Raw genomic sequence first — 25397 nt, 5'->3', positions numbered from 1 at the left:
CAACTCAGGAGAACAGCGCGGTGAAAGCCGCATTCATTTGTCTGTCCACCGGCTTGGCCAGGGCGCGTAGGGCGTGCCGGTTGCTTAGCTGTGAAATTCGGAAGTGGTCATCAGGTTCGGCAGCGCGAAGTAGGGCGCGGTAGTCGGTCTGATCAGCCAGCACATCGGCAATTGTGGTGCGTTGGTCGGCCAGCAGTTCGAACACTTCGTTTTCGTAAATGGCAGCCTGGGGGTTGGCCTGCACTTCGCCTGTTTTGGCAGCATAGGCCAGGATCGAGGGAAACTCGTCGTGCACGCTGCTATCGACACGGTTGAAAAGGATCCGTACCCGTTCTGGGTCAACACCCAGTTCTGCCAGGGCAGCCACCGTCTTGATGGTTTCGCGCTGGGCCTTGCCGGTATTGATCACAGGCAGGACGAAATAATTCATTTCCTCGTGTGCGCCTTCGTAGCGCATCATGTGCGTCAGAAAATCCTCGATGTTGCTGGCACCCACATCGACAATCGCATCTTCGCGGGTGAGCAGTTCGCGGAATAAGCGGCCAAAGTGTTCGCCGCGTAGCTGATCGACATTCAAGCCCAGGTCAGCGCCCGTTTCGTTGGTGGATTCCACTGCAAAAATCTGGGCACTATTCATGCGCGGTGCCAGCAGGTGAGAGGCAGCGACTGTCTTGCCAACAGAGCCGGTGTAGTTCAGGACGGCGACTTTCATGATTCATTCCTTTTGGTGGGGTTGTTGTCAGCTGATTGAGCGCGATTGGCCAGGCCTTCGCGGCGCAAGGCTTCCAGGTCTACTCGCATGTCGCGAATCTTGCGTAGATCGCCAGGTGTCTGGATGCTGCGTGGTCGGCCTTGAATGGCATCGGGTGCGGGAGGTTGTGGATGGGGGTTGCTCGCATGGGTTGACTGTCTGGGTATGTCACCGGCAGAAGCTGCTGCATTCAGGCATTTTCTGGCTGCGGATCGTTGGGCTTTGCGCCATCGGTACAGCGTGATGGCGAAGGTGCTGCGTTGTACCGTCAGGCCTGCGGAAGCCAGATCGTCCAGCACGGCGGCATGTGGAACACCAGCAGCCATTTCAACCTCGATCAGGGGAAACAGCGCTCGTAGCTGGGCTGAGAGGCTGATGCGAGGGTCCAGGGCCGCAAGGACAGTGCGGTAGCGTGTTACAGGTGCAGATTCACTCATAGGTTTCCTGAAGTTGGAGTAATCACGGTCTCGTTCAGTGCGATAGGGCTGGAAAGGCCTCGGTCTGTTTGCCTGCCAGCCAGGCGCAGCCTGCGGCCAGTGCTTCGTCGTAAGCAGATTGCTCGTCAGTGAAGCGGACTGACTTGCCTCGTGCAGAGAATTGCCCACCGCCGACCTCCTGACCGTCATCCAGCAGGCGCAGGGTGTAGCCGCCAGCGTCGGATGGGTAAGGGATGATTTCGAAGGAGTATCGAAGTCGGGTCTGAGTCGCTTCGGTGTGAAATTGCCGGGCCACTGTGCAGAGGCGAGCGGCCCAGTGCGGGCCGATGCGATCCAGGGCTTCGGCGATGCTGTAGCCGCGATCATGCAGCCAGTCGCTGCGATCCAGCACCAGAGCTGCAGTCAGGGCTTCGCCCAGACTCATGGTGCCAATACCGTAGTGAGCGGCTTGTTGAACGATGTCGAGCATGCGGGTGTCGATGGTTGCGTGCATAGGATCTCCTTTGCCTTGCGGTGTGAAGGGACGTGATGGGGATGAGAGAAGGAGGTGCCCGGAAGGGCGGGTGTGGTTTGCTGCAGACCGATGCAGCCGCTGCGCGGCTGCTCAGCGTGACAATGCAAGACAGCCTGACTTATCCACAGGCCTTGCTGGTAGTAATAAGGTAGAAATAAGGTAGAAGGCGCTGCGATGGCTGGAATGACCCTGTTCATGCGGGTTTCCAGAAATAGTGCGCGATGCTATTACGATAAAGCGCGATGCTATTACGATAATCCGCGATGTTATTACGACGAAGGCGCGATGCTATTACGATGGATAAAACGAGTTATCCACAGCCTAAAATACCGTTCGATTGCTGCTTTATTTATCGACTTAAACGTAGCCAGACTGCCTGTAGTTGGTTTTTTCTGCTGATCTCTATGCGAGGTTTGGCGATAATTTCCAACCGCTCAAGCTCCAGAAGTGAGCGTTCCAAAGAGGGTCTGAAATCTCGTACACGTCCGGTGTATTGCGCTCTTTCTTTCAGAATATCCAAGCTGTATTTTTGAATCTCATCGGCCGAGGTTCCAACAAGCCGTTGCAGGCTTTTGGACAAATCGTGCCGCATTTTCAGACGCTTTTCCCAGTCCACTAATGCATACTCGCGATTGCTGAAAATCTGTGCCCAGCGTGGGTCTATGTGTAGCGTGTAGATGCCAGTGGGTTCGTCATAATCAAAGCCTCCTATCATTGGCAGCACTCGAGTTGAAGGGTGATTGCCATAGCTGTACTTGACGGTGCCGTTCCGTTTTTTTGCTTCGATGCATATTACGAACCTGGCGAGGTCTTTCATGCCTTGGTGCAGCCATTCGTAACTGGCTCCGCTGGTATTCCTACCCATTCCGCGTAAGAAATCTGCACGATTGATGACAGGTTGATCGCCTGGCAGAGCCGTGGTTTGTAGGTATATGGCATGCATCCAGATGTCGGCGTGGTCTTCGCTCAACTGTTTGCCGGATCCTTTGAGTAGGATGTTGCTGCCCTCCAGAAATACGGTGTCGTCATGCAGTGTGCGCCAGCCCCGGCGAACCGGTGCGAAGATGGCACTACGGGCGATGTAATTCGGAATGGCGCGTGCTGTTTCATTGATACCGGGCAGTATGAATGGTGTAGGAGTTGAGGCCTGCTTTTGTGCTGCGGCGGCCAGCGCCTGGGTGGCTTTTTGCTGAGCACGTTGCATGGCTGCTGACAGGCGCAGAAGGTTCTTATCCTTGTGAAAGGGCATACGGGTGGATGAGGTCATGGGTAAAGCTCCAGGCGAGCCCATGCAAGGCCTGCCCGGAACGTGTGCAGTGCCTCACACGGGTTCAGGGGTAGGTGCGGGCAGGCAGCGATGCCAGTCCGCAAGGATGGAAATGGATGCCCGTCAGGGCGTGGGTGACTCAGGTGTTGATCTGCCGCCTGGGCTCAAACCAGAGCTCTTTCAGCCGAAACCGCTCGAAATGCAGCACGATGTCTATGGTCTGGCGCAGGAAGGCCTGAATGGTTGGCAGATCGAGATTGCCGCCCGTGGGTGATTGCTTGATGAGCATCGCCAGGCGGTCAAAGGCATCGGCGGCCCCGTTGGAGTGGGTGGTGGTGACGGATCCTGGATGGCCCGTATTCAAGGCCGCCAGGTAATCCCAGGTTTCAGGGCCGCGCAGTTCGGCAAGGAATATCCGGTCTGGCGATAAGCGCATGCAGGCGGCCAAGCTTTCGGTGGCCGAAACCCGACCGCGTGTGCCGCCATACATCAGATGAATGCGGTTTCTGTGCCGGGGCAGAATGAGCTCATGCACGTCTTCGATGGTGACCAGGCGTTCATCGACGGGAACCCGGTCGATCAGCGATCTTGCAAAGGTGGTTTTGCCCGAACCTGTCGCACCGGAAATGACCAGGTTCTTGCGGGCCTGAATGGCAGCGAGCAGGAATCCGGGAATGTCACCAGCATCCTTCAGGGCCATCAGTTCCAGATCGGCTTTCGATAGGCCGCCCGAAGTATATTGGGCGGCGGCGTCGTGGGTGGTCTCAAACGCGCCTTCCGCGTGCAGTTCCTCCAGGGAGAACGCCACTTGGGCGTGCTTGCGGATATTGATGGCCAAAGTGCCGTCAATGCAGGCCGGAGGCAGCACGATTTGGCCGCGCTCGCCATCGGGCAGGACGACAGATTGAATGGGGCTGCGTGCCATGTGGTTGTACGCGGCCAGCGCCGTGGCCAGGGCCTCCAGGTGGGGGTAGGAAAGCTTGGGGCACTCGTGAAGCTGCCAGGCACCGCGTGTGCGGGTGTACAGCTCACCGGCTCGCACGATGGCGATTTCAGTGACATTGGGATCCTCCTGATGTTTGGACAAAGGCCGCAGAAAGGTGCGAACCGCAATGGATCGATCAAAGGGGATCGCTTCAGTGGATGGGTTCAAGCTCATAGACGTGACTGAAATCCAGATCACGGGCGACCATGATGCCGATACGCTCGCCCTGGTTCTTGTAAAGGGTGGGAGGAATGTTCAGGGACTTTTCCAGAATCTTTGCAACCGCTTCTTGTCCGCCTTCGGCGGTGTTGTCAAAGCGGATGTTGTTGCTGCCCGATTGCCCTTGATTGGATGCCCAGTTACCGAAGTCGCCCACCAGAGAAAGCAGAATGGCGTTGCCAAAGCGTTCCCAGAAGTGGTTGTCGATATGTCCGCCCAATCCCGCTTCGCCCAGCGGGCCGGTGCCGGGGGAACTTAGATTCACGATGACGCCGGTAGGCGTTTCCAGTCGGTTCCAGGTCACAAAGGCCCGGGCCTGGCCCTGCTGTATGCCTCCAGACTGATAACCCGTGAATTTGGTGCCGGCATCAATGAGCTTGACCTTGCCGTTGGCGCTCATGACATCGTGCGTGGCCAGACACGTCAGAAGCCCGGACTGGGTGCTGACCAGTTTGGTCTGCAGGGTGCAGTCGATCACGGTGCCTTGCGTGAGCAGGAAGTTGCGGTCACCCAGTTGCCCGGCGACCGATGGGGCCAGCTCCAGCGGTCGCAGCTTGTCGGCCAGGGGACCCGCATCGCTATAAGGCCCTTGGGGGGCATTTGACTGGCTTGGGGTCGTGCCGCTTGCGTCTGCACCACCGGCCTGTAGTGGACTGGTCAGCCGACGCTGGGTAAGTTCATCGACGGGAGGTGGAGCTGCGGGTATGGGTGCGGGAACGCTGTAGCTGGGCGCCATCGTTGGCTCAGGATTCGGAGGCGGCGGTGCGGGAGGTGGTGTGGGGCGTTCTACCTTGGGGGCTTTGAGGCGATTGGTAATACCGCTTTGATCGGCTTCCAGACCGCTATCGGCTTTTGCTGCTGGTTCGCGGCTCCAGACCTTCATGAGCACGCCGGCAGCCACTGCCACAGCGATCAGAATGGTGAGCCACAGAAATGCGCGGGCACCGCGTGGGGCGCTGCGCCCGGTTGCCTCCAGATTCAGTGTTTCCCGCTCCAGATTAGCGTCTTTAGGGTTCCCCTCTTGCGAGGCTTGCTCTTGTGCCTGATCTTGTTCCTTTTCCGTCATGGGGAATTCCTTTCTTGCGTGGCTTCGCGTATGCGGATGGTGGGCACAGGTGCCGCAGTGGGCGATTGCGGGCTCGCACTACCCTTGATGCTGCGTCTGACTGCGGGTGATGCCGTCCCGGTATGTGCTGGTACGGGTGTGGTGCCGTAGGCGCCGTTGTGAATCGCCAGCACTTGGTCGCCCAGGCGCAGATGCCATAAGGCAGACGTGCGATGAAGCACCATCGTCCGTTCATCTGCCATGTGGTGATTGGTGATGACTTCTTGTCCGTCAGGCGTGACGCGGTACACGGTCGGGATGTCGGCTTGCGGTGCAAACTGCAGCCAAGTCTGACGACCATCGTCCCAGGCGTGTACCGGTGCGATGGCCGCATCGCCGCTGCGGGTGTAGGTCTGCCAGTTCATGTCAGCGCTGACGGCTTGTAAGGATCGCTCAATCGCAGCCTTTTGTGCGGCCTGGGTTCGTTGCCTGGCTTGAACCTCTGGATAACGGACCACGAGTTTGTACAAGGCGGCTGAATTGCGGTTGTCGCTGTACGAGAGCCTGAAGCTGTAATCGCGCCTGTCAGTAACGACGATAAGGTTGGTGTTGGCGTCTTCTGCCGTGGGTTTGAAGAACAGATGATTGTTCTTGTAGGTAAACGCATAGGCTTGGCTATCGCCAAAGACGTGGTAGACGTATTTTTCGCCGGGCTCCAGCACGATATGGGTGGCCACGCCGATCACGGCATTGAGCTGGATGACATTGGCGTCGTTGTAATTGACATAGCGCACGCGGTGGTCGAGTCGCGAGGAACGAGGGGTCTCCAGCGCCAGCGCGCTGGCAGGGATGGCCAGGCAAAGAAACAACGCCAGCGCCTGCCGACTGGGGAAATGTTTAAACATAAGAATTCCTTCAGATCCTTGTCGGTATCAGCGCGACAAGTCGGCAGCCAAGTCATAGCGCATGACCTGAAAGCCCAGCGGGTTCAGGCGGGCGACCTCTTCGGTGAGCGGCACGTCGGTGTATTGGTAAGCCATGGTGGCAATCAGGTGCTGAGCCTTGGTGATGTTGCCCGTGGTGACTTCCCGCTCCGTCTTGGTAAAGCGCACGATAGCGGCCTGGTTGGCACCCAAGGTGATCGAATGAATCTGCACATCGACTGTGCCCTGAGTACCGAGGCGTGTCGTGACGGCGTCCTGCCCTTCGAATCGTTTGCCATACTGCGTCTGGATGGGTGCAGAGGACAGCAGGGCGCACGTGTCGAATTGCTCCTGTATCGTCTGCCAGCTGTAGCCCTCGCAGTTCAGCACGTAAGTGTTCAGAAAATACTTGGCGATGCGCTGGCCGTAGTCTTCGAGCGGCTGGCCCAGGCTACTGACATGTTCGATGGAGCCGGTGGCGCTATCGACGCGGACCACATACATTTCAGGCGGCTGCTTCAAAGGGGTAAGGCCCGCAACAGCAGCAATGGAGGCCAGGGCGATCAGGCCAGCACCGATGGCCACCTGCCAGGCGCGTTTACGGCTGCTGACGAGCTCGCCAAGGTGATCGCGTTCCAGGCCGCGCGACTGCTCCAGGTAAGCGGCAACGTCTTCGGATTTGAGAGATGCGGACACGAGTCAAACTCCTTTGAAAAGAGGCGGCGTGGCATTGACTGGCACGCGTGGCGTATCGGCCGGTTGCGGCGGCTGGGGCGCATGAAAGGCACAGCCAGCCAGCAGCCCGGCCAGCGCGAGGGCGGCAAAGAGGTTTTTCATGGAATGGTTCCTATCCTGCCGGATTGGCAGAAGGACGGGGATGGAAAATAGGTTGATTGGCCCGGCATGGGCCGACAAGCAGAACGCCTATTTGGCGCGCAGGCGCAGCATGCTACGCAGTCGTAGCATTGAGAATGCTCCTTTGGCCGCGGTACCCACACCGAGCTGAGCGCCAAAGCCGTTGGAGAGACCGGCTGCGAGGCCTGGAATCATGACCATGATGACAAGGCTGGCGATGCCGACCAATGTTTGGGCTCCAAAGAGAGACATAATGTCCTGATCACCAGCGTTGATTTGGTCTGCAACCATGCGAATAAGCTGAATGTTCATCTGTAGCAGCAACCCAAAGATGAGTCCTGCTAGCAGCGCCAGAAACACGAAGTTAAGGGCTTGTGAGACCCAACTGTTAAACAGCGGCTTGGTGGGTTCAAACAGAGTAGCTGCTATAAAAATCGGTCCGGCAGCGACGATGAGTGCTATCCCCACCTTGCAGACCACGATGATTACCATGATGATGCTGCCCAGGATGGCAGCATTGATGCGTACCAGTGTGGCCAAGATGCTGACGAGCACTTCCCAGGTTGAGGGAAGAAATCCAAGCATGGAGTCACCCCCGTCAGCACCTAGCATAGTGTTGGACGTTTCGCTGGCTTCGTGCTGCAGTTTGTCGACTTCTTGAGCTACGTTGCCAGTACCTAGTGCTAGCTCAGTCACATCATCTGGCAGGCTAATCATAGCCTTCGCGATGTCATTCTGATACAGGCCGCCTACTCCGAAAATCATCGAAATGATGGCCACTAGAATGGCTTTGCGAAAGAACTCAGTGACCGTCATATTGCTCTGTCCGTGCATAAGGGCAAACGCATACACGACAAATTGAAGTGTGAGGCCAACTACGATGACTGGCATCAAGGCCTCGAATAGAGCCTGCATGGGTCCATTCACAGCGTCATCCAGGACATTCTCTGTTTGGGTCATAACCCATTGGGCAATATCGCTGGGTGCTGACGGCGGGGTGACAGGAGGAGTCAGATTAGACATGATGCCGCCTCACTTTTCAGGATTGGTGGCATCGCTGGCATTAGTGGTGCTACCAAACCAACCCCTATACACTTGCTGTGCTCGCGCCTGCAATAGATTGCGCTCGGCATCCAGTTGTTGGGATGCTAGCTGAATCCGTGTCTGCTCCGCTTGAATGTTGGCTTGCTCTATCTGAATGCGAGCCTGTAGTTCCGCGATTTCCTTCGGGTTTGTTGTCTGATTGATCTTGTTCTGTAAAGCATCTACGTTGGCTAGGCGTCGAGTCATGGAGTCATAGGCCCGTTCGCTCATGGCCTTGGATGTGGCCTCAATATTCAGAGAGCGCCTGGACAGGCTCTGGCGATCCTTCTGAAAATTCACGGGAGCCATCACCTCGTCTGTGATGCGGCCTACATCGCCATCCAGGCTCGACCCTCCCGAGCGGTTCAGTAGGCTCTGAGCATTGGATGGCAGGGCAGCGCGCAGTTGGTTCCGAATATCGGCGTTGCCGACAACGTTACCGTAACCGCTGGACTGTGTGAAAGCAGCCAGCTGACTTTTGGCTGTAGCTAGCTGATCGGTTAGATTCTTCAATTGGTCGCGGGCGGTCAGCAGTTGCTCCTGCAATTGGGCGATCGTTGCCGCATCGACGGTGGGGATGCCGCTGGCATGGGCAGAATTTAGAAAGGCAGCGGACAGGATTATGCCCGCCGCAAACGACTTGCAGCGTGTCATGTGAAACTCCAGGATGTCCACAAGGTCCGACGAATGCCGACCTGTGGATTTGTTAGAAAAGGGCTACGTCTTGTTGGTAGCGCTTTCGTATTGTGCTTCGGTGATGCGGTGGGCCTTCATGCGATCGGAGACGATCGCATCTTCCTTTTCGTCGTAGGCCAAATGAACAGTATCGGCTACGACCAGTACATTGTCGGCCGCCTTAATGACTGCTGGTACGGTGCGGGTTCGATACCCGACCTTCCCGACGATACTCCATGCTGTCTCGTGAAAGAGGAAGCTCTCCCCGTTACGCTCGATACGGACCAGCACCGGGTGATTTCCTTTGTCCGACTTCCAATACCCCACGAACTTCTCTCCATCTGGTTCAGTCTTGCATCCGGCTACGATGGTCAGCAGCGCAGCGGCGCTAACAGTAGTGATGAAATGTCGTCGATTCATTGGGTTTCCTATGGTGAACGGTTGTTGGGGTGGGTCGGACTGCGTTTGAATGCTGCCCAGGCGTCGGTCACGCTGCAAACGTGTCCGGTCTTTGTAAGCCAGTAGGACCTTTGTTTATGTTTCAGGATGTTCCGGCAGATCGTGTCCATGGTGTCATCGAAAGTAGGGTCGCGGTGCGGGCTGGATGGGATCATAGGCATAGATCTGGACCCTCCTGCCCATGCTCCTGTTCATGCCGTTCCGGGCGGTGATCGAAACGTACGCCGATCAGGTCAGCTACCTGTTCATAATCGGCGGGAGTAGGAGGGCGACCATTCATTTCGTGAATAAGCAGGCTGTAATATTTGTGTACCCCTTGTTCAAAATAGGCACGATCTTCGGGTGGAAAAGTGGAGCGGAAGCAGGCTTGTGGTGACATGTCGGGATGGCTGCAGGGTGCCTCGGAGATCCCGTATTGCTCAACATGCTGCGCCAGGGCGTCGGCATCGACAGTGATATGGTCCAGCTCGGTTTCGTACGTACTGGCTTGACCAACTTCCCGATCTTGATGCGTCCAATGGTCGCAGTAGACAGAAATGACATAAGCATCATCCGGGGTGTCCGCTTGCGCTTCCGGGCCGGAAAGCCCCAGGCGGGCATAGAAGTCCTGATCTTTCGTTGCTTGCAAATCGTCGCGGGCCTGTGCTTGGCGCTGGTTGTGTTCAAGCGCTGCTAGCTGCTTTTCCCGATCATGAGTGTCTGGTTTCATAGGCTACCTTCTTATGAAATGGCGGTTATCTGGCGGCTTTGTTTGACGGTGTCCAGGTACACAGGTAGCCAGGCGGCCGGATCATGCCCGGCCTGGGCCACTGCCTGTTCGGCTATCTCAGCCATGTCGGGGCTGCCAGAGAACACCAATAGTTCGTCTTCGCAGCCGGACAAGTCCAGTTGCGCGACCGTGACACTTGAACCTTGCTTGACGAGAAATTTACGGCTGGCCTCGCCCAAAGACTTCAATAACTCGAACTCAGTGGGTGACAGGCCGAAGCCCTCGATGTAGTCGCGGGCCTTGGCTCTGGGGTTAGGCAGCAGAATTAAGGTGGCTGTCTGCTGAACCAGAGAGGGGCCGACTGGGTTTTCCGTGATGGCGCCCGGCTCCTGGGTAGCGAAGGCCAGCACGCCGTTTTTCTTGCGGATGGTGCGGCTGGCATCTTGCATGTCTTCCTGAAAATGCCTGTCCTTCAACGGGTGCTGGCACTCGTCGTACAGATTGATGATGCGCCGGCCATCGTGCAGGGCATCAACGCGGTGCTTCAGATACATCGTGGCGGCGCCTCGTACTGCGTCATCATCGAGTAGTTCGGTCAGATCAAATCCGAAGATGGCGGGTTGGCCTGTGTCGGTGGCTAGACTCAGTTCATCGGCAGGGTTATCGAACACCCAGCCATATTCACCGCCCTGGCACCAAGGGGCCAGGCGAGCATGGATGGTGCTCGTGGTGTCATCCTCACTGTAAGGATTGGGCAGCAAGGTATTTAAAGTCGATAGCGTGCGAGCCTCTCGATCGATCAGCGTGGTTAGCTGCTGCACGGCCTGGGTAATATCTGCCTGCTGCCGTGTGGTGACTGCTTCGCCCCGGCGCTCGGCCAGAAATACGACCAGGCGCACCATGAAGGCGACGTTGCCTTTGGTGGGCTCCATCTGAAACGGATTCCAGCCAGTTGCCTCACCCAGGCGGATGTTGAAGTAGCGGCCCCCCAGCGCCATGATGAGCACCTGCATGCCCTGATCCTTGTCCCAGACAACACACGTTGCACCAAATTTCTGCGCCTGGGTAAGCAGCATTCCCTGCAATACAGTCTTACCCGTGCCGGTCATCCCAATGATCATGGTGTTGCCCGGACGACGCTTTCCGGTTTCGTCCAAGTCCTCAGTAGAGGCATGGAAGTTGAAGAAGAACGGGCTACCTGTCTGGGTTTTGAGCAGCGTGACCGCTGGCCCCCAGGGGTTGCCGACCGGTTTGCCGGTCAGTTGGTTATGCAGGCTGGAAAAACACAGGAAGTTGAGCGATGTGATGGGCACCGGGCGTGGCCGCCAGTGCCAATTACCGGGCAGTTGAGCCCAAAACCCGGCTTCTAGCGCCCGGTCCAGTGGCCGGAAGCCGATTGCCTCTTCGGCCAGCGCCGTGGCGGTCTGGGCCAAGGCCTGGCGCACCCCTTCAGCCGTGTCACCATAAATCAGCATCGTGGCGTGATGATCGCCCAGGCCCAGGCGAGCTGATGTCAGATCGTCCATGGCCTCAGTCAGTTGGGTGACCTGGCTGATCGAATCATCGCCCGAATCGACCAGCAGCTTGTGATGTTTCTTGACCAGCTTTTTGGCTGCCGCTCCGGTATGGCTGCCCCACGATTGAGTGAGCACGAATTCGTGCGGCAGTCCCAGCAGCCGATCCAGGTGTCCCGGTTTTGTGGCTTCCGGGTAGTCGCGTAGCTCCATCATGCCGAAGATGCGGGAGCTGGCGACGGTACGCAGTTCGCCCAATTCTCCATGGCGGCCAAAGATCGGTCTGGCGTAGGGCAGGGTGTCACGCAAGCGTTCTCGGTTGATTGGTACGGGCCGGTGCGTACCGGAAAGCAGAAATCCCAGGAACTCGGCGGCTTCGCTAAAAGCAAAGCCCTTGCGATCTACGATGCCCAGGGTTTGTGGATCGTAGCGGTACAGGCCAGCGCTCAAGGCACGTATGATGCCGTTCAGGCGTTCGATGGACTCGGCTTGCCAGTGCGCAATGCGTTGTGCGTCGGCTTTTTCCAAACTGGCGAATGTGCCCAGTATCGGATCCTGTACTGGATGAATAAGCACTGTCAGGTATAGATCGTTGATCATCAGGCCCGAGGCATTGAACGTGGCACGGTAGGCGGCATCGAAACTGGAAGCAAAGGGCTGGTTGAAAGCGCTGTCGGGGTATTCCGTGACGCGACGGCGCACGATGTGGGAGTACAGGCCAAGCGATCCCATGGGTAAGCCGCGTAGCACGTTATGCAGCGCTTCGATCCAATCTTTCAGCTCATCTTGTGCATAGGCATCCGGCGCACGGCCCGTTATCTTTATGACCGCCAGGTATTCATGGTTGTCGCAGGCAATGATCTGGTCGGTGACATGGTGGGAATAGGGCAGATAGCGCGAGACGCGCCGTTCGTCCACGGCCAGGGTGGTAGCAGCAGTCATGGAAACATCCTTTACTTGATGAGTGCGCGCCAGGGCCGACGCCGGTGGTAGCCTTGCAGGGCGTAACTTGAGCCCTGCCAGAAGCGTTGATTGCGATTGCGCCGTCGCGTTTTCAATTCGAGCCACAGCACATCCAGCGCTTTATCGTCATCGCGGGTGAGAATGGCAAGCGTGGGTATGACGAGGAAAAGCAAGCCCCACCAGGCTAGGCCTGCCGTCATGGCGACTATGGCTACGCAGGTAAAGGCGCCCAGTAATAGCTTGGTGGGAACGCCCATGAAGGTGGCCTTGCGGCCCAGTCCTCTAAAGACCGGATAAGTGTTGGTTGCCATGGCTTACCTCCAAAGCAACACAACCAGTTCGGCAACGGATCCGGCCAGCAGCACGCCAATGCCCCAACGGATGGCATCGTCTTTACGCATGACCTCTGCCGAATACAGTACAAAAATGATGACGCCGATGATGATGGCTGCAATGGGCAGGATGACATCCAGATTGTCTCTGAGAGTCTGCAATGTGGTTTGCGCTCGGGAAAGTCCGCCGATGGATTGTGCAAATGCAGCCTGATGGATACCGAGCAGTAGTGCGGCTGTAGTCGGTTTACTGATGATCCGTAGGAAGGACATAGCGTTCTTGAAGTGTTTCAGTAGAGACATGCGAAGACTCCTGCCCCTGGAAGCCAAGGGGCGCAGTGGTGGTGGGTAAGAATAGGAATGAGTGTGGCTAGGTCGGCCAGGGGTGCGTCAGGCGTCGGTGTCCGAGTTGGTCTCTGGTTTGCCGTCACGCGTTTGTGAAAAACCGTCGGTTGCCGGGTTGGCGCTGAAACCGTCCGGTGCACCTTCTGGTTGAGCCGGTGGTCCTTGATCGGGTTTCTGCGCTGGCTCTGCCGGCGTGGCCTTTGTCGCAGGCCCTGTCGTTTCGTTTTTCAGCGGTGCCAAGGCCGGAACCTTGATCTTCGCTTGGGCCAGCACTTTGCCGACATAGCCATTGGTGAAACCGCGCTTGAAATTGCCAGTGTTGTAGCAGGACAGTGCGGCGCGTAAGGCGCGCTGCGGATCTGTCTGTCGGGGCAACGCTCTGGCATAGCACTCTGCCAGTACCGTCTGGGCGGCGGCCAAGTTGCGGCACGGATCAAAGACAGTCTTGCTATCCAGCTTCAACCACGCCCAGTTGCGAACATTGATCTGCCCCAGCCCGGCATCGAAGTCGATACCCTGGTCAATGAGGCGGTCAGCAGCTGCGCTCGCTTCGACCAAGGTTTGAGGTTGCCGTCGAAGGTGCTGGCCCTTGCGGTTGACGCCGATGGCGTACTGCTGGACTCGGGATTCATGACGAATCAGTGCATGCAGCGTGACTGGGTGGATGTTGGGCGCGCAGGTGAGGACCAAGGCTGCTATTTCTGCGATCATGCTTGGCTCCTTCAGCGTCCACGCCGGTGCCTGGGGTCCGTCAGGGAAAAATTCCAGCCTTTCGCCCATAACCCGCTATGGTCGGCATCCCATTTGGCTTGTGCTGCGTCGTACTCTTCGGCTTTGACCCAGTGCCCGCCCATGGTTGGCCTGCCGACGTAGCGTACAGACAGCTCATACGTCCAGGCGTGATCGTTGTAAACGACACAATAGGTGGGTAGCTGGTCGAGTGTGACTGTAGGTAGCGGATGGACTTCGTAGACGGTTTGCCCGCTGTCACCGCCGTATTCACGCTTGCGCCATTTGTACGCCGTATCGGCATAGGTTTGGTTCAAGAATTCCGCGTCGCATTTGCCAGCACCGCGTGATATGGCATCAATGCGCTCTGACATGCCTGAGTCGCCGGACGCTGGGCACTGCGATAGAAAGGAACGTCTCGCTGAGACGGTTGCTGACCAGTCCAGGCCGTGTTTGTTGTACTTCCTGATGCCGAAGTAGTGGTCCAGGGATGGACTGCACTGGCCAGGTCGCAGGCTGGATGACAGGCAAAGCGTTGCTTCGCAGGCTAGACGTGGGATGCCAGTGAGTAGGTCAGCCGTGCCGGCGGCATGAGCGACAGGAGCCAGGACGCAGGCGAGCGCCAGCGCCCCAGCCCGCAGGGCGGGAAGGGTTTGCATGAAGATGTCTCCGGGAATGGGTACGGCAGATGGCCTTGGAACAGGCCGAGGACGAATCAGCGTTGACGCTGCAGATTCTGTTAAGCGAGGCCGATCTGTTCAGGCTTGGCCATGGCCCGCAGCCTGTACGGCTATAGTCTTAGGCATGGGTCAGCATCAGATGGCCGACTGTCTCCGGTGTTTTACGCAGGCGAATTTCTATGTCATAGCCCAGGCGGTTCAGGCAGTCCATCAGCTTGCGCTCGGAGAGGTTTGAGAACTCACCGCGCAGCAGACTTGATACTTTGGGTTGTGTCAGACCCATGCGCTGTGCCGCTTCGACTTGGGTAAGTCCACGCTCCCGAATGGCTTTGGCGATTTCGGTAGCCAGCCCCGATTTGATCTGTAGCTTCTCGGCATCGGGTAGGCCGAGGTCTGCGAATACATTGCCCGAGCTGGCCTCGATTTCAACTCCTGCAACAATGCGTTTAGTCATTTTTTCAACTCCTGAGCAACGATGGCGGCAGCTTTGAGGCGCTGGCGAATGATGTCCATATCTGGCTTGGGCGTTTCAATACCGCGCTTGCTCTTCTTTTGAAAGACATGCAGCACAAAGACGGCCTCAGAGAACCGCACGGTGTAGACGGTTCGGTATGTGCTGCCGGAGTCGTCTTCGATGATCTCCAGTACACCTGCGCTGCCGAAGCCACTCAGCACCTTTACTGCTTCGTGCTGTTCACCTCGTTGGGCGGTATCAAGAACATGGCCAAAGAATTTCCGTACTGGCACAGGTAACGCCAGCAGATCTTTCTTGCTGCTACCAAGCCAAAAAAGCGGTTTTATAGGGGCAGGCTTCACGTTAATATACCATTTCAGGAATATTTTGACTACGTCCAGTAAGAATCAGCGTTGATGCTGCAGTGTTTGTTGCGCGATGGCAATGTGTTCAGGCTTGGCCATGGCGCGCAGCAGATGGGCGGTTTCGATGGCGGCCAGACGGGTATCGCGCAGATGACCCAGGTCTGCCACGATCTGACGCAACAGCGTCAATTCTTCCTGCAGCATGTCATCGGCGGACAGTCGGCGCCTCATGTAATCCGAGAGGGACAGCCCTGAGAGAGCTGCCGCCTCGCCCAGACGAGCGGCATGGGAGGGAGTCACTCGGATGCGGATGACTTCAGAAAGGGACTCATTCATGGGTAGGTTCCTTGGGAGATACAGTCAGTCGTCACTTGAGCATTGCCACCAGATAGCAATGCCCTAAGTTTCGTCATGTCCCGACCCGTAGCGCAGGCCGTGGCCGATGACGGATGAATTGCAGTATGTTGTCCTCGGGCATAGGCATCTGCCCAACTTCCAGTTCATCCAGAAAGTCGGCCCATTGCTGCACCATCGTTTTGCGCTGGGCAATGAAGGCTGCGCGGTCATAACTGCTGCCGAGCTCTTCGTCTGAAGTGTGGGCCAGATGGCGTTCGATGACGTCGGGCTCCCAGCCCAGATGTTCGCGGATCATCGTCCGTGCTGTGGCGCGAAAGCCGTGACCGGTGATTTCTTCCTTCGTGTCATAGCCCATGGTGCGCAGCGCCGCGTTAATCGTGTTATCGCTGATGTAGCGGCTTTTCTCCGAACGTCGTGACATGCTACGGAACACGGGGCCGGTGGGGCCAGTCAATGGATATAGTTCCCGCAGAACTTCTAAGGCCTGGCGAGGTAGCGGTACGATGTGTGCCGGCGTACGGCTATCCCGTTTTTGCCACTCACGCATCTTCATTTTCTCGGGCGGGCAGCGCCATAGTTCAACTTCAAAGTTGATGTCCTCCCAGTCAGCGAGCCGGATCTGGCCCGGCCGCTGAAACATCATGGGCGCAAGCCTCAATGCACATCGCGTGATGAAATGGCCGTGATAGCTGCGAATATCGCGGAGCAGTTGCCCAAGTTGGGCAGGTTCGGTAATCGCTGCGAAATGCCGACTGCGTGGCGGTGGCAGGCCGCCGGTGTTCTTGTTGACGAAATTCTTGCTCGGCTCCAGCGCTCCCACGTCTACAGCGTATTGGTAGACGTGCTGAACGGCCTCGCGCACACGCTGGGCAGTTTCCAGATTGCCGCGATCCTTCGGACGATGCAGGCACCGGACAATTTCTGTGGGCAGAATCACCTCAATTGGTTTGTGTCCTACCCATGGGAAGATGTGGATTTCCAAATGTCGGATGACTTTCTGGGCGTAGTCCTCCGACCATTCCCGGTCTTTCTTGGCACTGGTGTGCCAGGCGCGGGCTAGTAACTCGAAGGTATGCAGACGAGCGATTCGCGCCAGCTCTTCCTGGTGCTCACGGACTTCTTTCGGGTCCAGGCCATTGGCTCGTTGACTGTTGGCTTCGTATGCCTTGGCTCGTGCCTGCGCGAGGGAAACTTCCGGGTATGGCCCCATCCCAAGTTTGATGGGCTTGCTATCCTTCATGTAACGGTAAATCCAGGCCTTACCCGTGGTTCGCACACGCAGGTACAGATTGTCCCCGTCATTCAGTAGGTATTCCTTCTGGCCAGGCTTGGCCGCTTTGATCTGTGTTTCGCTTAGTAAGCCCAAGACTTGTACCCCCAAAGGCTGTTTTTCACGAAACCATTGTGGGGTACAAACTGGGGTACAGACAAATGCGGGATATAGCGACGCGCAGTGAGACGTCCTGGGCGATGACTGTCGCCTAAGATATTGATATTTCTGCGTTTTGGGATGTTTTGAAGCGTGCTGGAACAGCAAGATGGTGGCCTGGGGCGGAATCGAACCACCGACACAAGGATTTTCAATCCTCTGCTCTACCGACTGAGCTACCAGGCCAACCGTGAAAGGCAAAACTATACACGAAAATTTAAATGCGTGCTGGCGGCAAGAAGGCTGAATTGCGGCTTTTCAGGCCTGCGCTGACCGGTACGCCGAGTGTACAGGAGCGCCTGGTGTTGCGCACTGTGTGGCCGCTGCATGTTCGGCACGGCGCTAATAGCTTGAAAACAAGACGCATTCCATAATGGATTACCCCCAATTTTGCGCAGGCGTTTATAATCTACGCCTATCTGCAGGTATTTTCTGAGGTTTTTGCGCTTTCCATGTCCGTCGACGTCTTAACTTTCGGTCTGAACCACGTTTCTGCCCCGGTTGCGGTGCGGGAGCGCGTGGCGTTTCCGATCGATGTGCTTCGGCCTGCGCTGGACGGTTTGCGTTCGGCGTTTGGGGCGTCGGTCAAAGAAGCGGCCATTCTTTCCACCTGTAATCGCACCGAAATCTACTGTGCGGCCGAACCCCATGTGCGCGAGCAGCTGCCGGTGTGGATGGCCGATTTCAATCGGTTGGAGTCGGTCAATCTCAAACCTCATTTGTACGAGTATCAGCAAAACGAGGCGGTGCGCCACGCCTTTCGTGTGGCCAGCGGGCTTGATTCCATGGTGCTGGGCGAACCGCAAATCCTGGGGCAAATGAAAGACGCCGTGCGCGCCGCCAACGAGGCGGGCGCGCTGGGCACTTTGCTGCACCAGTTGTTTCAGCGTACGTTCTCAGTAGCCAAAGAGGTGCGGTCGCAAACGGCCATCGGCGCGCATTCGGTGTCCATGGCGGCGGCCGCGGTGCGGCTGGCAGAGCGGGTGTTTGGCGACTTGTCGCAAACCAGTGTGCTGTTCATTGGCGCGGGCGAAATGATCGAGCTATGCGCCACGCACTTTGCCGCGCTGGCTCCCAAGCATATCGTGGTGGCCAACCGCACGCTGGAGCGCGCGGAACTGCTGGCTTCGCGCTTTACGGCAAAGACCATGCGCTTGTCCGAGCTGCCTGAAAAGCTCGCCAATTTCGATGTCATTGTTTCCTGTACGGCAAGCTCCTTGCCCATCCTTGGCTTGGGGATGGTGGAAAGAGCCACGCGTTCGCGCCGCCACCGGCCCATGGTGATGGTCGACCTTGCCGTGCCGCGCGACATCGAAACCGAAGTCGGGCGACTGGACGATGTGTATTTGTATTCGGTGGACGACCTTGGCCGCATGGTGCAAAGCGGCACCGACGCGCGCCGTGCGGCGGTGGTGCAGGCAGAGGCCATTATCGAGACGCGGGTGCAAAATTTCATGCACTGGCTGCAAAATCGCGAAATAGTGCCCACTATTGTGGAAATTCACCAGGCTGCCGACAAGGTACGCCAGGCCGAACTGGAAAAGGCGCGCCGCATGCTGGCCAGGGGCGATGCGCCCGACGCGGTGCTTGAATTGCTGGCGCACGGCCTCACGCAAAAGTACATCCACGGGCCTTTGGCGGCGCTTAATCAAAGCGAAGAGGCCGAGCGCGAGCAACTCATTTCCTTGTTGCCGCGTCTGCTGCCCACGGTGGAACGGCGTCGTTAGCTGGGAATACTCCTTCGCTTGCGTCGCTGCGCGTATCCTTTACGCGACATGTTTTAACCCACCTTATCCTCCCCAATATTTATGAAAAATTCGATGCGCAATCGGCTGGAGCATTTGTCTCGCCGGTTAGTAGAAATTGACGCCATGCTGGCCGAGCCGGAAATCACCGGCAATATGGACCGCTTTCGCAAGATGTCGCGCGAGCGCGCCGAGCTGGAACCGGTGGTCGAGGTGTTTGCCGCGTATACCGCCACAGAAGGGGACATTCAGGCGGCCCAGGAAATGATGGGCGATCCCGAGATGAAGGCAATGGCCGAAGAAGAGTACAAGCTGGGCAAGGACCGGCTTGAGCAACTGGCCGCCGACTTGCAGATTTTGCTGTTGCCGCGCGACCCGGATGACGGGCGCAGCGTATTCCTGGAAATCCGGGCAGGCACGGGGGGCGACGAAAGCGCCTTGTTTGCGGGCGACTTGCTGCGCATGTACAGCCGTTATGCGGAAAACCGCGGCTGGCGCGTCGAGTTGATGTCGGCGAGCGAGTCCGAAGTCGGCGGCTACAAGGAAGTCATCGCGCGCATTGGCGGCGACAGCGTGTATGGCCGGTTGAAGTTCGAGTCGGGCGCGCATCGGGTGCAGCGCGTGCCGGAAACCGAAACGCAAGGAAGGATCCATACCTCTGCTTGCACGGTGGCCATTTTGCCCGAAGCCGATGCCTTGAGCGAGATTGTCATCAACCCGTCCGAGCTGCGTATCGATACGTTCCGTGCCAGCGGGGCGGGCGGCCAGCACATCAATAAAACCGATTCAGCGGTGCGTATTACACATTTGCCCACAGGATTGGTGGTGGAATGCCAGGACGACCGCTCCCAGCATCGCAACAAGGACAAGGCCATGCAGGTGCTGGCGGCCAGGCTTAAGGACAAGCAGCAGCAAGAGCAGCATAATAAAGAAGCCGCCCAGCGCAAAAGCCTGGTGGGTTCGGGCGACCGCTCAGAGCGCATTCGCACCTATAACTACCCGCAGGGCCGGGTAACGGACCACCGCATCAATCTTACGTTGTATAAATTGCAGGCCATTATGGAAGGCGACCTGGACGAGCTGACCGGCGCTTTGCTGGCCGAACACCAGGCCGAGCAGTTGGCCGCCATGGGCGAAGAGTAGGGCGGGCATGGCCGATACCGTGCGCCGTCTGCTGGCGTCTTGCCGCTTGCCCCGGCTGGAAACGCAAATGCTGTTGCAGCATGTGTTGCAAGTGCCCAGGTCGTGGCTTATTGCGCACGATACCGACGTGCTCGAGCCGGGCACGGTGCAGCGGTTCCAGGCCTTGGCCGATTCGCGGCTGGCGGGGCAGCCCATGGCATATTTGCTGGGCGAGCGCGAGTTCATGGGGCATGCATTCAGCGTGGCTCCGGGAGTGCTGATTCCCCGTCCTGAAACCGAACTGCTGGTGGAAACCGCGGTACAGCATATCAATCAGTCGGGCCTGGCTGCGCCCCGCGTACTGGACCTGGGCACGGGCAGCGGCGCTGTCGCCATATCGATTGCGCTGGCATGTCCGCAGGCGCAGGTCTTTGCCACCGACATCAGCCCCCAGGCGCTGGCGGTAGCGGATGGCAATGCCGGCAAGCTTGGGGCCCGAGTCGAGTTTTCTTGTGGAAATTGGTACGATGCAATCGTGGGCCAGCCGGCCTTCGACATTATCGTGTCGAACCCGCCTTATATTTCCGCAGACGATGCGCACCTGGGCCAGGGCGATTTGCGCTTTGAACCCATAGGCGCCCTGACCGATGGCGCCAATGGCCTGCATGCCCTTGAAACGATTGTGGCGGGCGCGCCTGCGCGATTGGCGTCAGGTGGCGTATTATGGATGGAGCACGGATGGGATCAGGCATCCGCCGTGCGCAAAATGTTGCAAGATACCGGCTTTTGCCGGGTGAGCAGCCTGCAGGATCTGGCTGGCATCGAAAGAATTACCGGCGGGTTTTTATAATTGTCTAATTGTTTACTTATTGTCCTGGAAATTAAAGCACCATGAGCGAAGTTCAAGATTTTATTCGGGAAACCGTCACGAGCCATCCCGTTGTGTTGTTCATGAAGGGAACAGCCCAGTTTCCGCAATGCGGCTTTTCCGGCAAGGCCATCCAAATTCTGAAGGCATCGGGCGTGACCAAGCTGGTTACTGTCAACGTGCTTGAAGACGAGGAAGTGCGCCAGGGCGTAAAAGAATATGCCAACTGGCCCACGATTCCCCAGCTGTATGTGGCTGGCGAATTTCTTGGCGGTTCGGACATTATTTCCGAGATGCACGAAAGCGGCGAATTGCTGACCATGCTGAAAGAGGCCGGCGCGCTTGAGTGATGCGAAAGTACGCCGCCTGGTCGTCGGCGTAACAGGAGCCACCGGAGCCACATATGCGGTGCATTTGCTGCGGGCCTTGCAGGGCGTGCCCGATGTCGAGTCGCACCTGGTGGTTTCGCCGGCGGGCGTGCTGAACATCAAGTACGAGCTTGGCCTGACCCGCCAAGAGGTCCATGCGCTGGCCGACAAGGTCTATAGCTTTCGCGATGTCGGCGCAACCCTGGCCAGCGGCGGGTTTGCCACCATGGGCATGGTCGTTGTGCCGTGTTCCATGCGCACGTTGGCGGCCGTGGCGCACGGTTTGTCCGACAACCTGGTAACGCGTGCAGCCGACGTGACTCTTAAAGAGCGCCGGCGCCTGGTCATGCTGGTGCGCGAAACGCCCTTCAATCTTGCGCACCTGCGCAACATGACGGCGGTCACCGAAATGGGCGGCATCATTTTCCCGCCCCTGCCGGCTTTCTATCATCATCCCGCCACTATCGACGAAATGGTCCAGCACACGGTGGCTCGTGTCCTGGAACTGTTCGATATTACGGTTCCCGGACCGCATTGGGAAGGCACGGCAAGCGCGGGACGATAACGCCACGCTTGAATCCTTCGTCATGCCCGTCGCGAAGCCGCCCCAAAAGCTTGGAGCGGCTTCTTGCTTTTGGGCTGCGGCTTGCCTGGCGGGGTTTTGCCGCTCAGTTTGCAGAGGGCTTGGTAGCTGTAAATTCGCGCAGCGAATCGACTGCGCGCACATCCACTGGAGACGCATAGCCGGACTTGTCGCGGCCGAAATGCAGCACCGATTGTGGATACGGCAGCTCGATGCCGGCTTGATCGAAGCGCTGCTTGAGCAATCTGTTGTAGCCGCGCTGAACGGCCCATTGGTTGCCTGGCGTTGTCTTGATCAGTACGCGAATGCTGAAACCGCGCTCGTTCAATGCGGTAACGCCGGGGATGGAGATTTCTTCCAGCACTTCGGGAGCAAGCTCGGCATCCTGCATCAGGTCCTTGTAGGCCAGATTCATCTGAGCAATGGCTTCGTCCACGTTCTCGCGGTGCGCTATATAGTATTCAGCATAGTGGTAGCCATAATCGCGGGTGTGATTGCTGAGCTTGTCGATGCTGGAAAACGGGATCAGATGGTAGCCGCCGTCCAGCGTGCGTATGACGACCGAGCGGATGGTTATTTTTTCTACAGTGCCGAACAGGCCGACGACCTCGACGATATCGTTTTGGTTCATGCCGTTTTCCAGCTGTATGAACAAGCCGGTGATGACATCCTGAACCAGCTTTTGGGCACCGAAGCCGATGGCCAGCCCGGCCACGCCGGCGCCTGCTATCAGGGGGCCTATGTTTATCCCGATTTGCGATAGAACGACCAGCACCGTCATGGTGGCAATGACCACGGCCGCCGCGTTGCGAAACAGCATGAGCAGGGTTTTTTCGCGCTCGGTAGGGCGGTGATGGGCGCTTGCGGCGCCAAGCCGGTGTTCGATGACGCTGGCCAGTATGGTCCAGCTTAGCGCTGCGATCGCCAGGATGAATCCTACGCGCAGCAAGACCGTAATGACGGTCAGGCCGCTATCCGAGGTCAGCCAGGCTCCAAGGTCGAAGGCGTGCCAGGCGTCCAGCACTACCAGGGCGACAAGAATCAGTATCAGCAGCCGCAGGCCTTTCAGGGCGGCAGGAACATACGAATTGATGCGGACCTCGAGTAATGGAAGGGCTTTGCCCCAGTGTTCGGGCACGGCGATGTGGCGCGTCAGCAGCGCCGTCAAGGCGGCGGCCGCCAGTGCCCCGAGCACAATGGCAATGGCCGATTGCACAGTGGCGCCAACCATGAAAGACAAGGCCTGCTGTTGGTCCGCCTGGCTGGCGACTAGCAGCACCGTAAGATAGGCCATGGCCAGCAGATGCCACAGCCGGGCAAATATGCGGATAAGCGTGCCGAATACTGCGGCGCTGGAATTCCGGGCCCATTCGATAAGTCCGGCCCTGACTGTGTTGCGGTTGCTCCAGACCACCCGCACGCCGTAGATGTACACACCCAGCATAATGACCAGGCCCAGCAGGCGGCCAAGCGATGGCAGCAAGACAGCCTGGGTGATAGGCACGACGACCAGCAGGCAATAGCCTGTCAGGCTGATCAGCAGGCTTAGCCAGCGGTTCCAGTAGTGGGCGGTTTCGCGGCTTAAGGGTAGAAGGCGCAAGTGCTCGTAACGGGTGGCGAACACGCCTCGGGACAAAGCCTTGGCGACTTCGATCATGACGAAGGCTGTCAGGAATTGAAAGGCGAACGACGTGGCATTTGCGGTTTGATCAGCGCTGATGGCTGCCGCCACATAGCCGGCCAGCGCGGCCAGCAGGGTGGCTGCCAGGTCGACGACCAGGGCAGCGCTGACGCCCAGCAGTTTCCGGTTCAAGGCAAGATGTCTTTTGCCGTGGCGGGGGCTTGCCGCCCCGGCGTCATGGGCAGCGCCGGCCTGCGGCCGGGCTTGCGCTGTCCAGCGGCTCAGGCGCGCGAAGATCCGGGCGGCCGCCAGGCGCAGCGCAAGGTAGGCGATCAGCACGGTCAGCAAGACTATGAACAGGACCTTAAGCTGGCGGTCGACGCCCTGCATCCTGCTTTCAGGCGGAAGCTCTCCTTGCGCCAGGGATTTGATTGCGGCCGCAGCGCTGGACAGGTCGCTGGTCAGGCGATGGCTGGCGTTCTGCAGCGAAGCGGCCAGCCGTTGGGGGGTGGATGCGTCCTCGGAGGCCTGGCTGGCCGCGGCCGGAGCCGGGGTATTTTCGGCTGGCCCGGCCGGTGCCATGGTGCGCAGCTCATTGATGAGCTGCTCGCGGCTTTGGGGGTCTTCCAGGATGTTGGCAAGGGTTTCGTACGGCGTCTCTTTGCTGTGCGCCGGTTGCAGTGCTGTCAAACCCAGCAGCAGTACGGCCGCGATCAACAAGGATTTAAAGACGCTCCAGGCGCGTCCGTTCGGCTGCGGCGTTTCGCTGGCGGGCGTTCTGCCGCGTTGGTGCTGGAATTCGATGTTCAAAGTGCTGCTGGCCGAATCGGAAAGCATGCGGCTGACTCCCTTTGATTTGGGCGATGGACAAATAAAAAAAGCACGTCAGGCGCGTGCTTATATAAAGGGTAACACTGGTACGCCGGCTTGTCAGGCCGAGCGGGCGCGGGTTATGAAGGCAGGCCGCGCAAGTCGGTCATGAATACAGTCTTGTGCCGAGGGCTGTCCGGGGCTTGGTCTTGCGCATCGATTGGTGTGTTGGGATCCGCAAAGAGAGGCTCGGCGAAGTCTTCCGTATCGAAGGCGGTGTCGCCGTTTTCATCCATGGTGCCGGTGGGTTTCAGGCCGGCGAAATCGAACAGCCCGGTGTCCATCAAATGCGTAGGCACGACGCGCGACAAGGCGCCGAATACATTCCAGGAACGGCCGGGCATTTTCTTGTCCCATTCGGCGATCATCCGTCCGACTTCCTGGCGCTTGAGGTTTTCTTGCGAGCCGCACAGATTGCATGGGATGATGGGGAACTGTTTCAGGGCAGCGTAGGCTACCAGGTCCTTTTCCATCACATAGGCCAGCGGCCGAATCACAATATGCTTGCCGTCGTCCGACATGAGCTTGGGCGGCATGGCTTTCATGCGGCCGCCATAGAACAGGTTCAGGAAGAAGGTGGCCAGGATGTCGTCGCGATGGTGGCCCAGCGCTATTTTTGTTGCGCCCAGCTCGTCGGCCACGCGGTACAGAATGCCGCGGCGCATGCGCGAGCACAGCGAACACATGGTCTTGCCTTCAGGAATGACGCGGGTCACGACAGAGTAGGTGTCTTGCGTTTCGATGTGAAACGGAATGCCCAGTTCTTTCAGGTATTCAGGCAGGATATGGTCGGGGAAACCGGGCTGCTTCTGGTCCAGGTTCACGGCAACGATGTCGAACTTTATCGGAGCGCGCGCCTGGTGCGTCAGCAGGATGTCAAGCATGCTGTACGAGTCTTTGCCGCCCGACAGGCACACCATGACTTTGTCGCCGTCCTCTATCATGTTGAAGTCGGCAATGGCCCGGCCGGTTTCGCGCATCAGCCGTTTGGCAAGCTTGTTGTCATCGACGCGCTGTTTATGGGCGCGCTTGCGTGCGGCCTGGGCGTCGGGTTGGATGTCGGGTGCGTCCGCTACCTGGCTGGAGGCGGGCGGCGAGACTGAAGGTTCGGGTTGCATGGCTGTAAACCG

Annotated in this window: 29 protein-coding genes and 1 tRNA gene; 5 read left to right on the top strand and 25 right to left on the bottom strand. The window is 58.1% G+C overall.

What is annotated here, in order from left to right:
* Positions 1-4 precede the first annotated feature (4 nt).
* From stbB to DFR37_RS10070, 23 genes are all read right to left on the bottom strand, one after another.
* Positions 5-712 carry a StbB family protein gene (stbB, locus tag DFR37_RS10185; RefSeq protein WP_113933132.1) on the bottom strand — a complete coding sequence of 236 codons (708 nt, stop codon included), beginning with the start codon at positions 710-712 and terminating at the stop codon, positions 5-7.
* A complete protein-coding gene (locus DFR37_RS10180) occupies positions 709-1188 on the bottom strand; it encodes a hypothetical protein (RefSeq protein WP_113933131.1) in 480 nt (159 codons plus the stop codon). The genes stbB and DFR37_RS10180 overlap by 4 nt, the downstream gene beginning before the upstream one ends.
* 34 nt (positions 1189-1222) lie before the next feature.
* Positions 1223-1681: a hypothetical protein gene (locus DFR37_RS10175; protein ID WP_113933130.1), complete on the bottom strand. Its 459-nt coding sequence runs from the start codon at positions 1679-1681 to the stop codon at positions 1223-1225.
* A 370-nt stretch (positions 1682-2051) separates the two neighbouring features.
* Entirely contained in the window at positions 2052-2969 is a 918-nt protein-coding gene (locus DFR37_RS10170) for a TrfA (RefSeq protein ID WP_113933129.1), read from the bottom strand.
* Positions 2970-3108: 139 nt separating this feature from the next.
* Positions 3109-4128 carry a P-type DNA transfer ATPase VirB11 gene (gene virB11, locus DFR37_RS10165; protein ID WP_113933128.1) on the bottom strand — a complete coding sequence of 340 codons (1020 nt, stop codon included), beginning with the start codon at positions 4126-4128 and terminating at the stop codon, positions 3109-3111.
* Positions 4106-5239, bottom strand: coding sequence for a type IV secretion system protein VirB10 (virB10, locus tag DFR37_RS10160; RefSeq protein WP_113933127.1), 1134 nt, complete (start codon positions 5237-5239; stop codon positions 4106-4108). Before virB10 ends, virB11 begins: the two co-directional genes overlap by 23 nt.
* Complete coding sequence (locus tag DFR37_RS10155) at positions 5236-6123, bottom strand: TrbG/VirB9 family P-type conjugative transfer protein (protein ID WP_113933126.1); 888 nt, start codon at positions 6121-6123, stop codon at positions 5236-5238. The genes virB10 and DFR37_RS10155 overlap by 4 nt, the downstream gene beginning before the upstream one ends.
* A 27-nt stretch (positions 6124-6150) precedes the next feature.
* The gene (locus DFR37_RS10150; protein ID WP_113933125.1) at positions 6151-6837 is read right to left on the bottom strand and encodes a VirB8 family type IV secretion system protein; all 687 of its coding nucleotides are present in this window, start codon (positions 6835-6837) and stop codon (positions 6151-6153) included.
* 3 nt (positions 6838-6840) lie between these two features.
* Positions 6841-6978, bottom strand: coding sequence for a hypothetical protein (locus tag DFR37_RS10145; RefSeq protein WP_012250609.1), 138 nt, complete (start codon positions 6976-6978; stop codon positions 6841-6843).
* Positions 6979-7065: 87 nt separating this feature from the next.
* Positions 7066-8019 carry a TrbL/VirB6 family protein gene (locus DFR37_RS10140; RefSeq protein ID WP_113933124.1) on the bottom strand — a complete coding sequence of 318 codons (954 nt, stop codon included), beginning with the start codon at positions 8017-8019 and terminating at the stop codon, positions 7066-7068.
* 9 nt (positions 8020-8028) lie between these two features.
* Entirely contained in the window at positions 8029-8733 is a 705-nt protein-coding gene (locus DFR37_RS10135; protein WP_113933123.1) for a TrbJ/VirB5 family protein, read from the bottom strand.
* 63 nt (positions 8734-8796) lie between these two features.
* A complete protein-coding gene (locus tag DFR37_RS10130) occupies positions 8797-9174 on the bottom strand; it encodes a hypothetical protein (protein ID WP_113933122.1) in 378 nt (125 codons plus the stop codon).
* 190 nt (positions 9175-9364) lie between these two features.
* Entirely contained in the window at positions 9365-9922 is a 558-nt protein-coding gene (locus DFR37_RS22810; protein WP_147251607.1) for a hypothetical protein, read from the bottom strand.
* An 11-nt stretch (positions 9923-9933) separates the two neighbouring features.
* Positions 9934-12378 carry a VirB4 family type IV secretion/conjugal transfer ATPase gene (locus DFR37_RS10115; protein ID WP_113933119.1) on the bottom strand — a complete coding sequence of 815 codons (2445 nt, stop codon included), beginning with the start codon at positions 12376-12378 and terminating at the stop codon, positions 9934-9936.
* Positions 12379-12389: 11 nt separating this feature from the next.
* Positions 12390-12710, bottom strand: a complete 321-nt coding sequence (locus tag DFR37_RS10110; RefSeq protein WP_113933118.1) for a VirB3 family type IV secretion system protein — start codon at positions 12708-12710, stop codon at positions 12390-12392.
* 3 nt (positions 12711-12713) lie between these two features.
* On the bottom strand, positions 12714-13034 hold the full coding sequence (locus DFR37_RS10105; protein WP_113933117.1) for a TrbC/VirB2 family protein: 321 nt from the start codon (positions 13032-13034) through the stop codon (positions 12714-12716).
* An 87-nt stretch (positions 13035-13121) separates the two neighbouring features.
* Positions 13122-13787 carry a lytic transglycosylase domain-containing protein gene (locus tag DFR37_RS10100; protein WP_113933116.1) on the bottom strand — a complete coding sequence of 222 codons (666 nt, stop codon included), beginning with the start codon at positions 13785-13787 and terminating at the stop codon, positions 13122-13124.
* An 11-nt stretch (positions 13788-13798) separates the two neighbouring features.
* Complete coding sequence (locus DFR37_RS10095) at positions 13799-14464, bottom strand: TrbM/KikA/MpfK family conjugal transfer protein (RefSeq protein ID WP_113933115.1); 666 nt, start codon at positions 14462-14464, stop codon at positions 13799-13801.
* A gap of 139 nt (positions 14465-14603) precedes the next feature.
* Positions 14604-14939, bottom strand: a complete 336-nt coding sequence (locus DFR37_RS10090) for a helix-turn-helix domain-containing protein (protein ID WP_113933114.1) — start codon at positions 14937-14939, stop codon at positions 14604-14606.
* A complete protein-coding gene (locus DFR37_RS10085) occupies positions 14936-15301 on the bottom strand; it encodes a type II toxin-antitoxin system RelE/ParE family toxin (RefSeq protein WP_180148061.1) in 366 nt (121 codons plus the stop codon). Before DFR37_RS10085 ends, DFR37_RS10090 begins: the two co-directional genes overlap by 4 nt.
* Positions 15302-15346: 45 nt before the next feature.
* Positions 15347-15640 carry a plasmid mobilization protein gene (locus DFR37_RS10080; RefSeq protein ID WP_113933113.1) on the bottom strand — a complete coding sequence of 98 codons (294 nt, stop codon included), beginning with the start codon at positions 15638-15640 and terminating at the stop codon, positions 15347-15349.
* 73 nt (positions 15641-15713) lie between these two features.
* On the bottom strand, positions 15714-17027 hold the full coding sequence (locus DFR37_RS22990; RefSeq protein WP_167670768.1) for a tyrosine-type recombinase/integrase: 1314 nt from the start codon (positions 17025-17027) through the stop codon (positions 15714-15716).
* Positions 17028-17200: 173 nt separating this feature from the next.
* Positions 17201-17276, bottom strand: a tRNA-Phe gene (locus tag DFR37_RS10070).
* A gap of 266 nt (positions 17277-17542) precedes the next feature.
* Here DFR37_RS10070 and hemA point away from each other — a divergent pair.
* The 5 genes from hemA (at position 17543) to DFR37_RS10045 (ending at position 21758) form a co-directional block, all read left to right on the top strand.
* A complete protein-coding gene (gene hemA / locus DFR37_RS10065) occupies positions 17543-18817 on the top strand; it encodes a glutamyl-tRNA reductase (RefSeq protein WP_113933111.1) in 1275 nt (424 codons plus the stop codon).
* Between the two features lie 81 nt (positions 18818-18898).
* A complete protein-coding gene (gene prfA / locus DFR37_RS10060) occupies positions 18899-19978 on the top strand; it encodes a peptide chain release factor 1 (RefSeq protein WP_113933110.1) in 1080 nt (359 codons plus the stop codon).
* A gap of 7 nt (positions 19979-19985) precedes the next feature.
* A complete protein-coding gene (prmC, locus tag DFR37_RS10055) occupies positions 19986-20807 on the top strand; it encodes a peptide chain release factor N(5)-glutamine methyltransferase (protein WP_113933109.1) in 822 nt (273 codons plus the stop codon).
* A 41-nt stretch (positions 20808-20848) separates the two neighbouring features.
* Entirely contained in the window at positions 20849-21175 is a 327-nt protein-coding gene (gene grxD, locus DFR37_RS10050; RefSeq protein ID WP_113933108.1) for a Grx4 family monothiol glutaredoxin, read from the top strand.
* On the top strand, positions 21168-21758 hold the full coding sequence (locus DFR37_RS10045) for a UbiX family flavin prenyltransferase (protein ID WP_113933107.1): 591 nt from the start codon (positions 21168-21170) through the stop codon (positions 21756-21758). Before grxD ends, DFR37_RS10045 begins: the two co-directional genes overlap by 8 nt.
* Before the next feature lie 103 nt (positions 21759-21861).
* Here the strand turns inward: DFR37_RS10045 and DFR37_RS10040 are convergent, their stop codons facing one another.
* Together DFR37_RS10040 and ttcA are read right to left on the bottom strand one after the other, a co-directional pair.
* Positions 21862-24234: a mechanosensitive ion channel domain-containing protein gene (locus DFR37_RS10040; RefSeq protein WP_113933106.1), complete on the bottom strand. Its 2373-nt coding sequence runs from the start codon at positions 24232-24234 to the stop codon at positions 21862-21864.
* A gap of 113 nt (positions 24235-24347) precedes the next feature.
* On the bottom strand, positions 24348-25385 hold the full coding sequence (gene ttcA / locus DFR37_RS10035; RefSeq protein ID WP_113933210.1) for a tRNA 2-thiocytidine(32) synthetase TtcA: 1038 nt from the start codon (positions 25383-25385) through the stop codon (positions 24348-24350).
* Positions 25386-25397: the final 12 nt, after the last annotated feature.

The organism is Eoetvoesiella caeni, from assembly GCF_003315175.1.
Lineage (GTDB): Bacteria > Pseudomonadota > Gammaproteobacteria > Burkholderiales > Burkholderiaceae_B > Eoetvoesia > Eoetvoesia caeni.
This window is presented reverse-complemented; position numbering and strand designations above follow the sequence as displayed.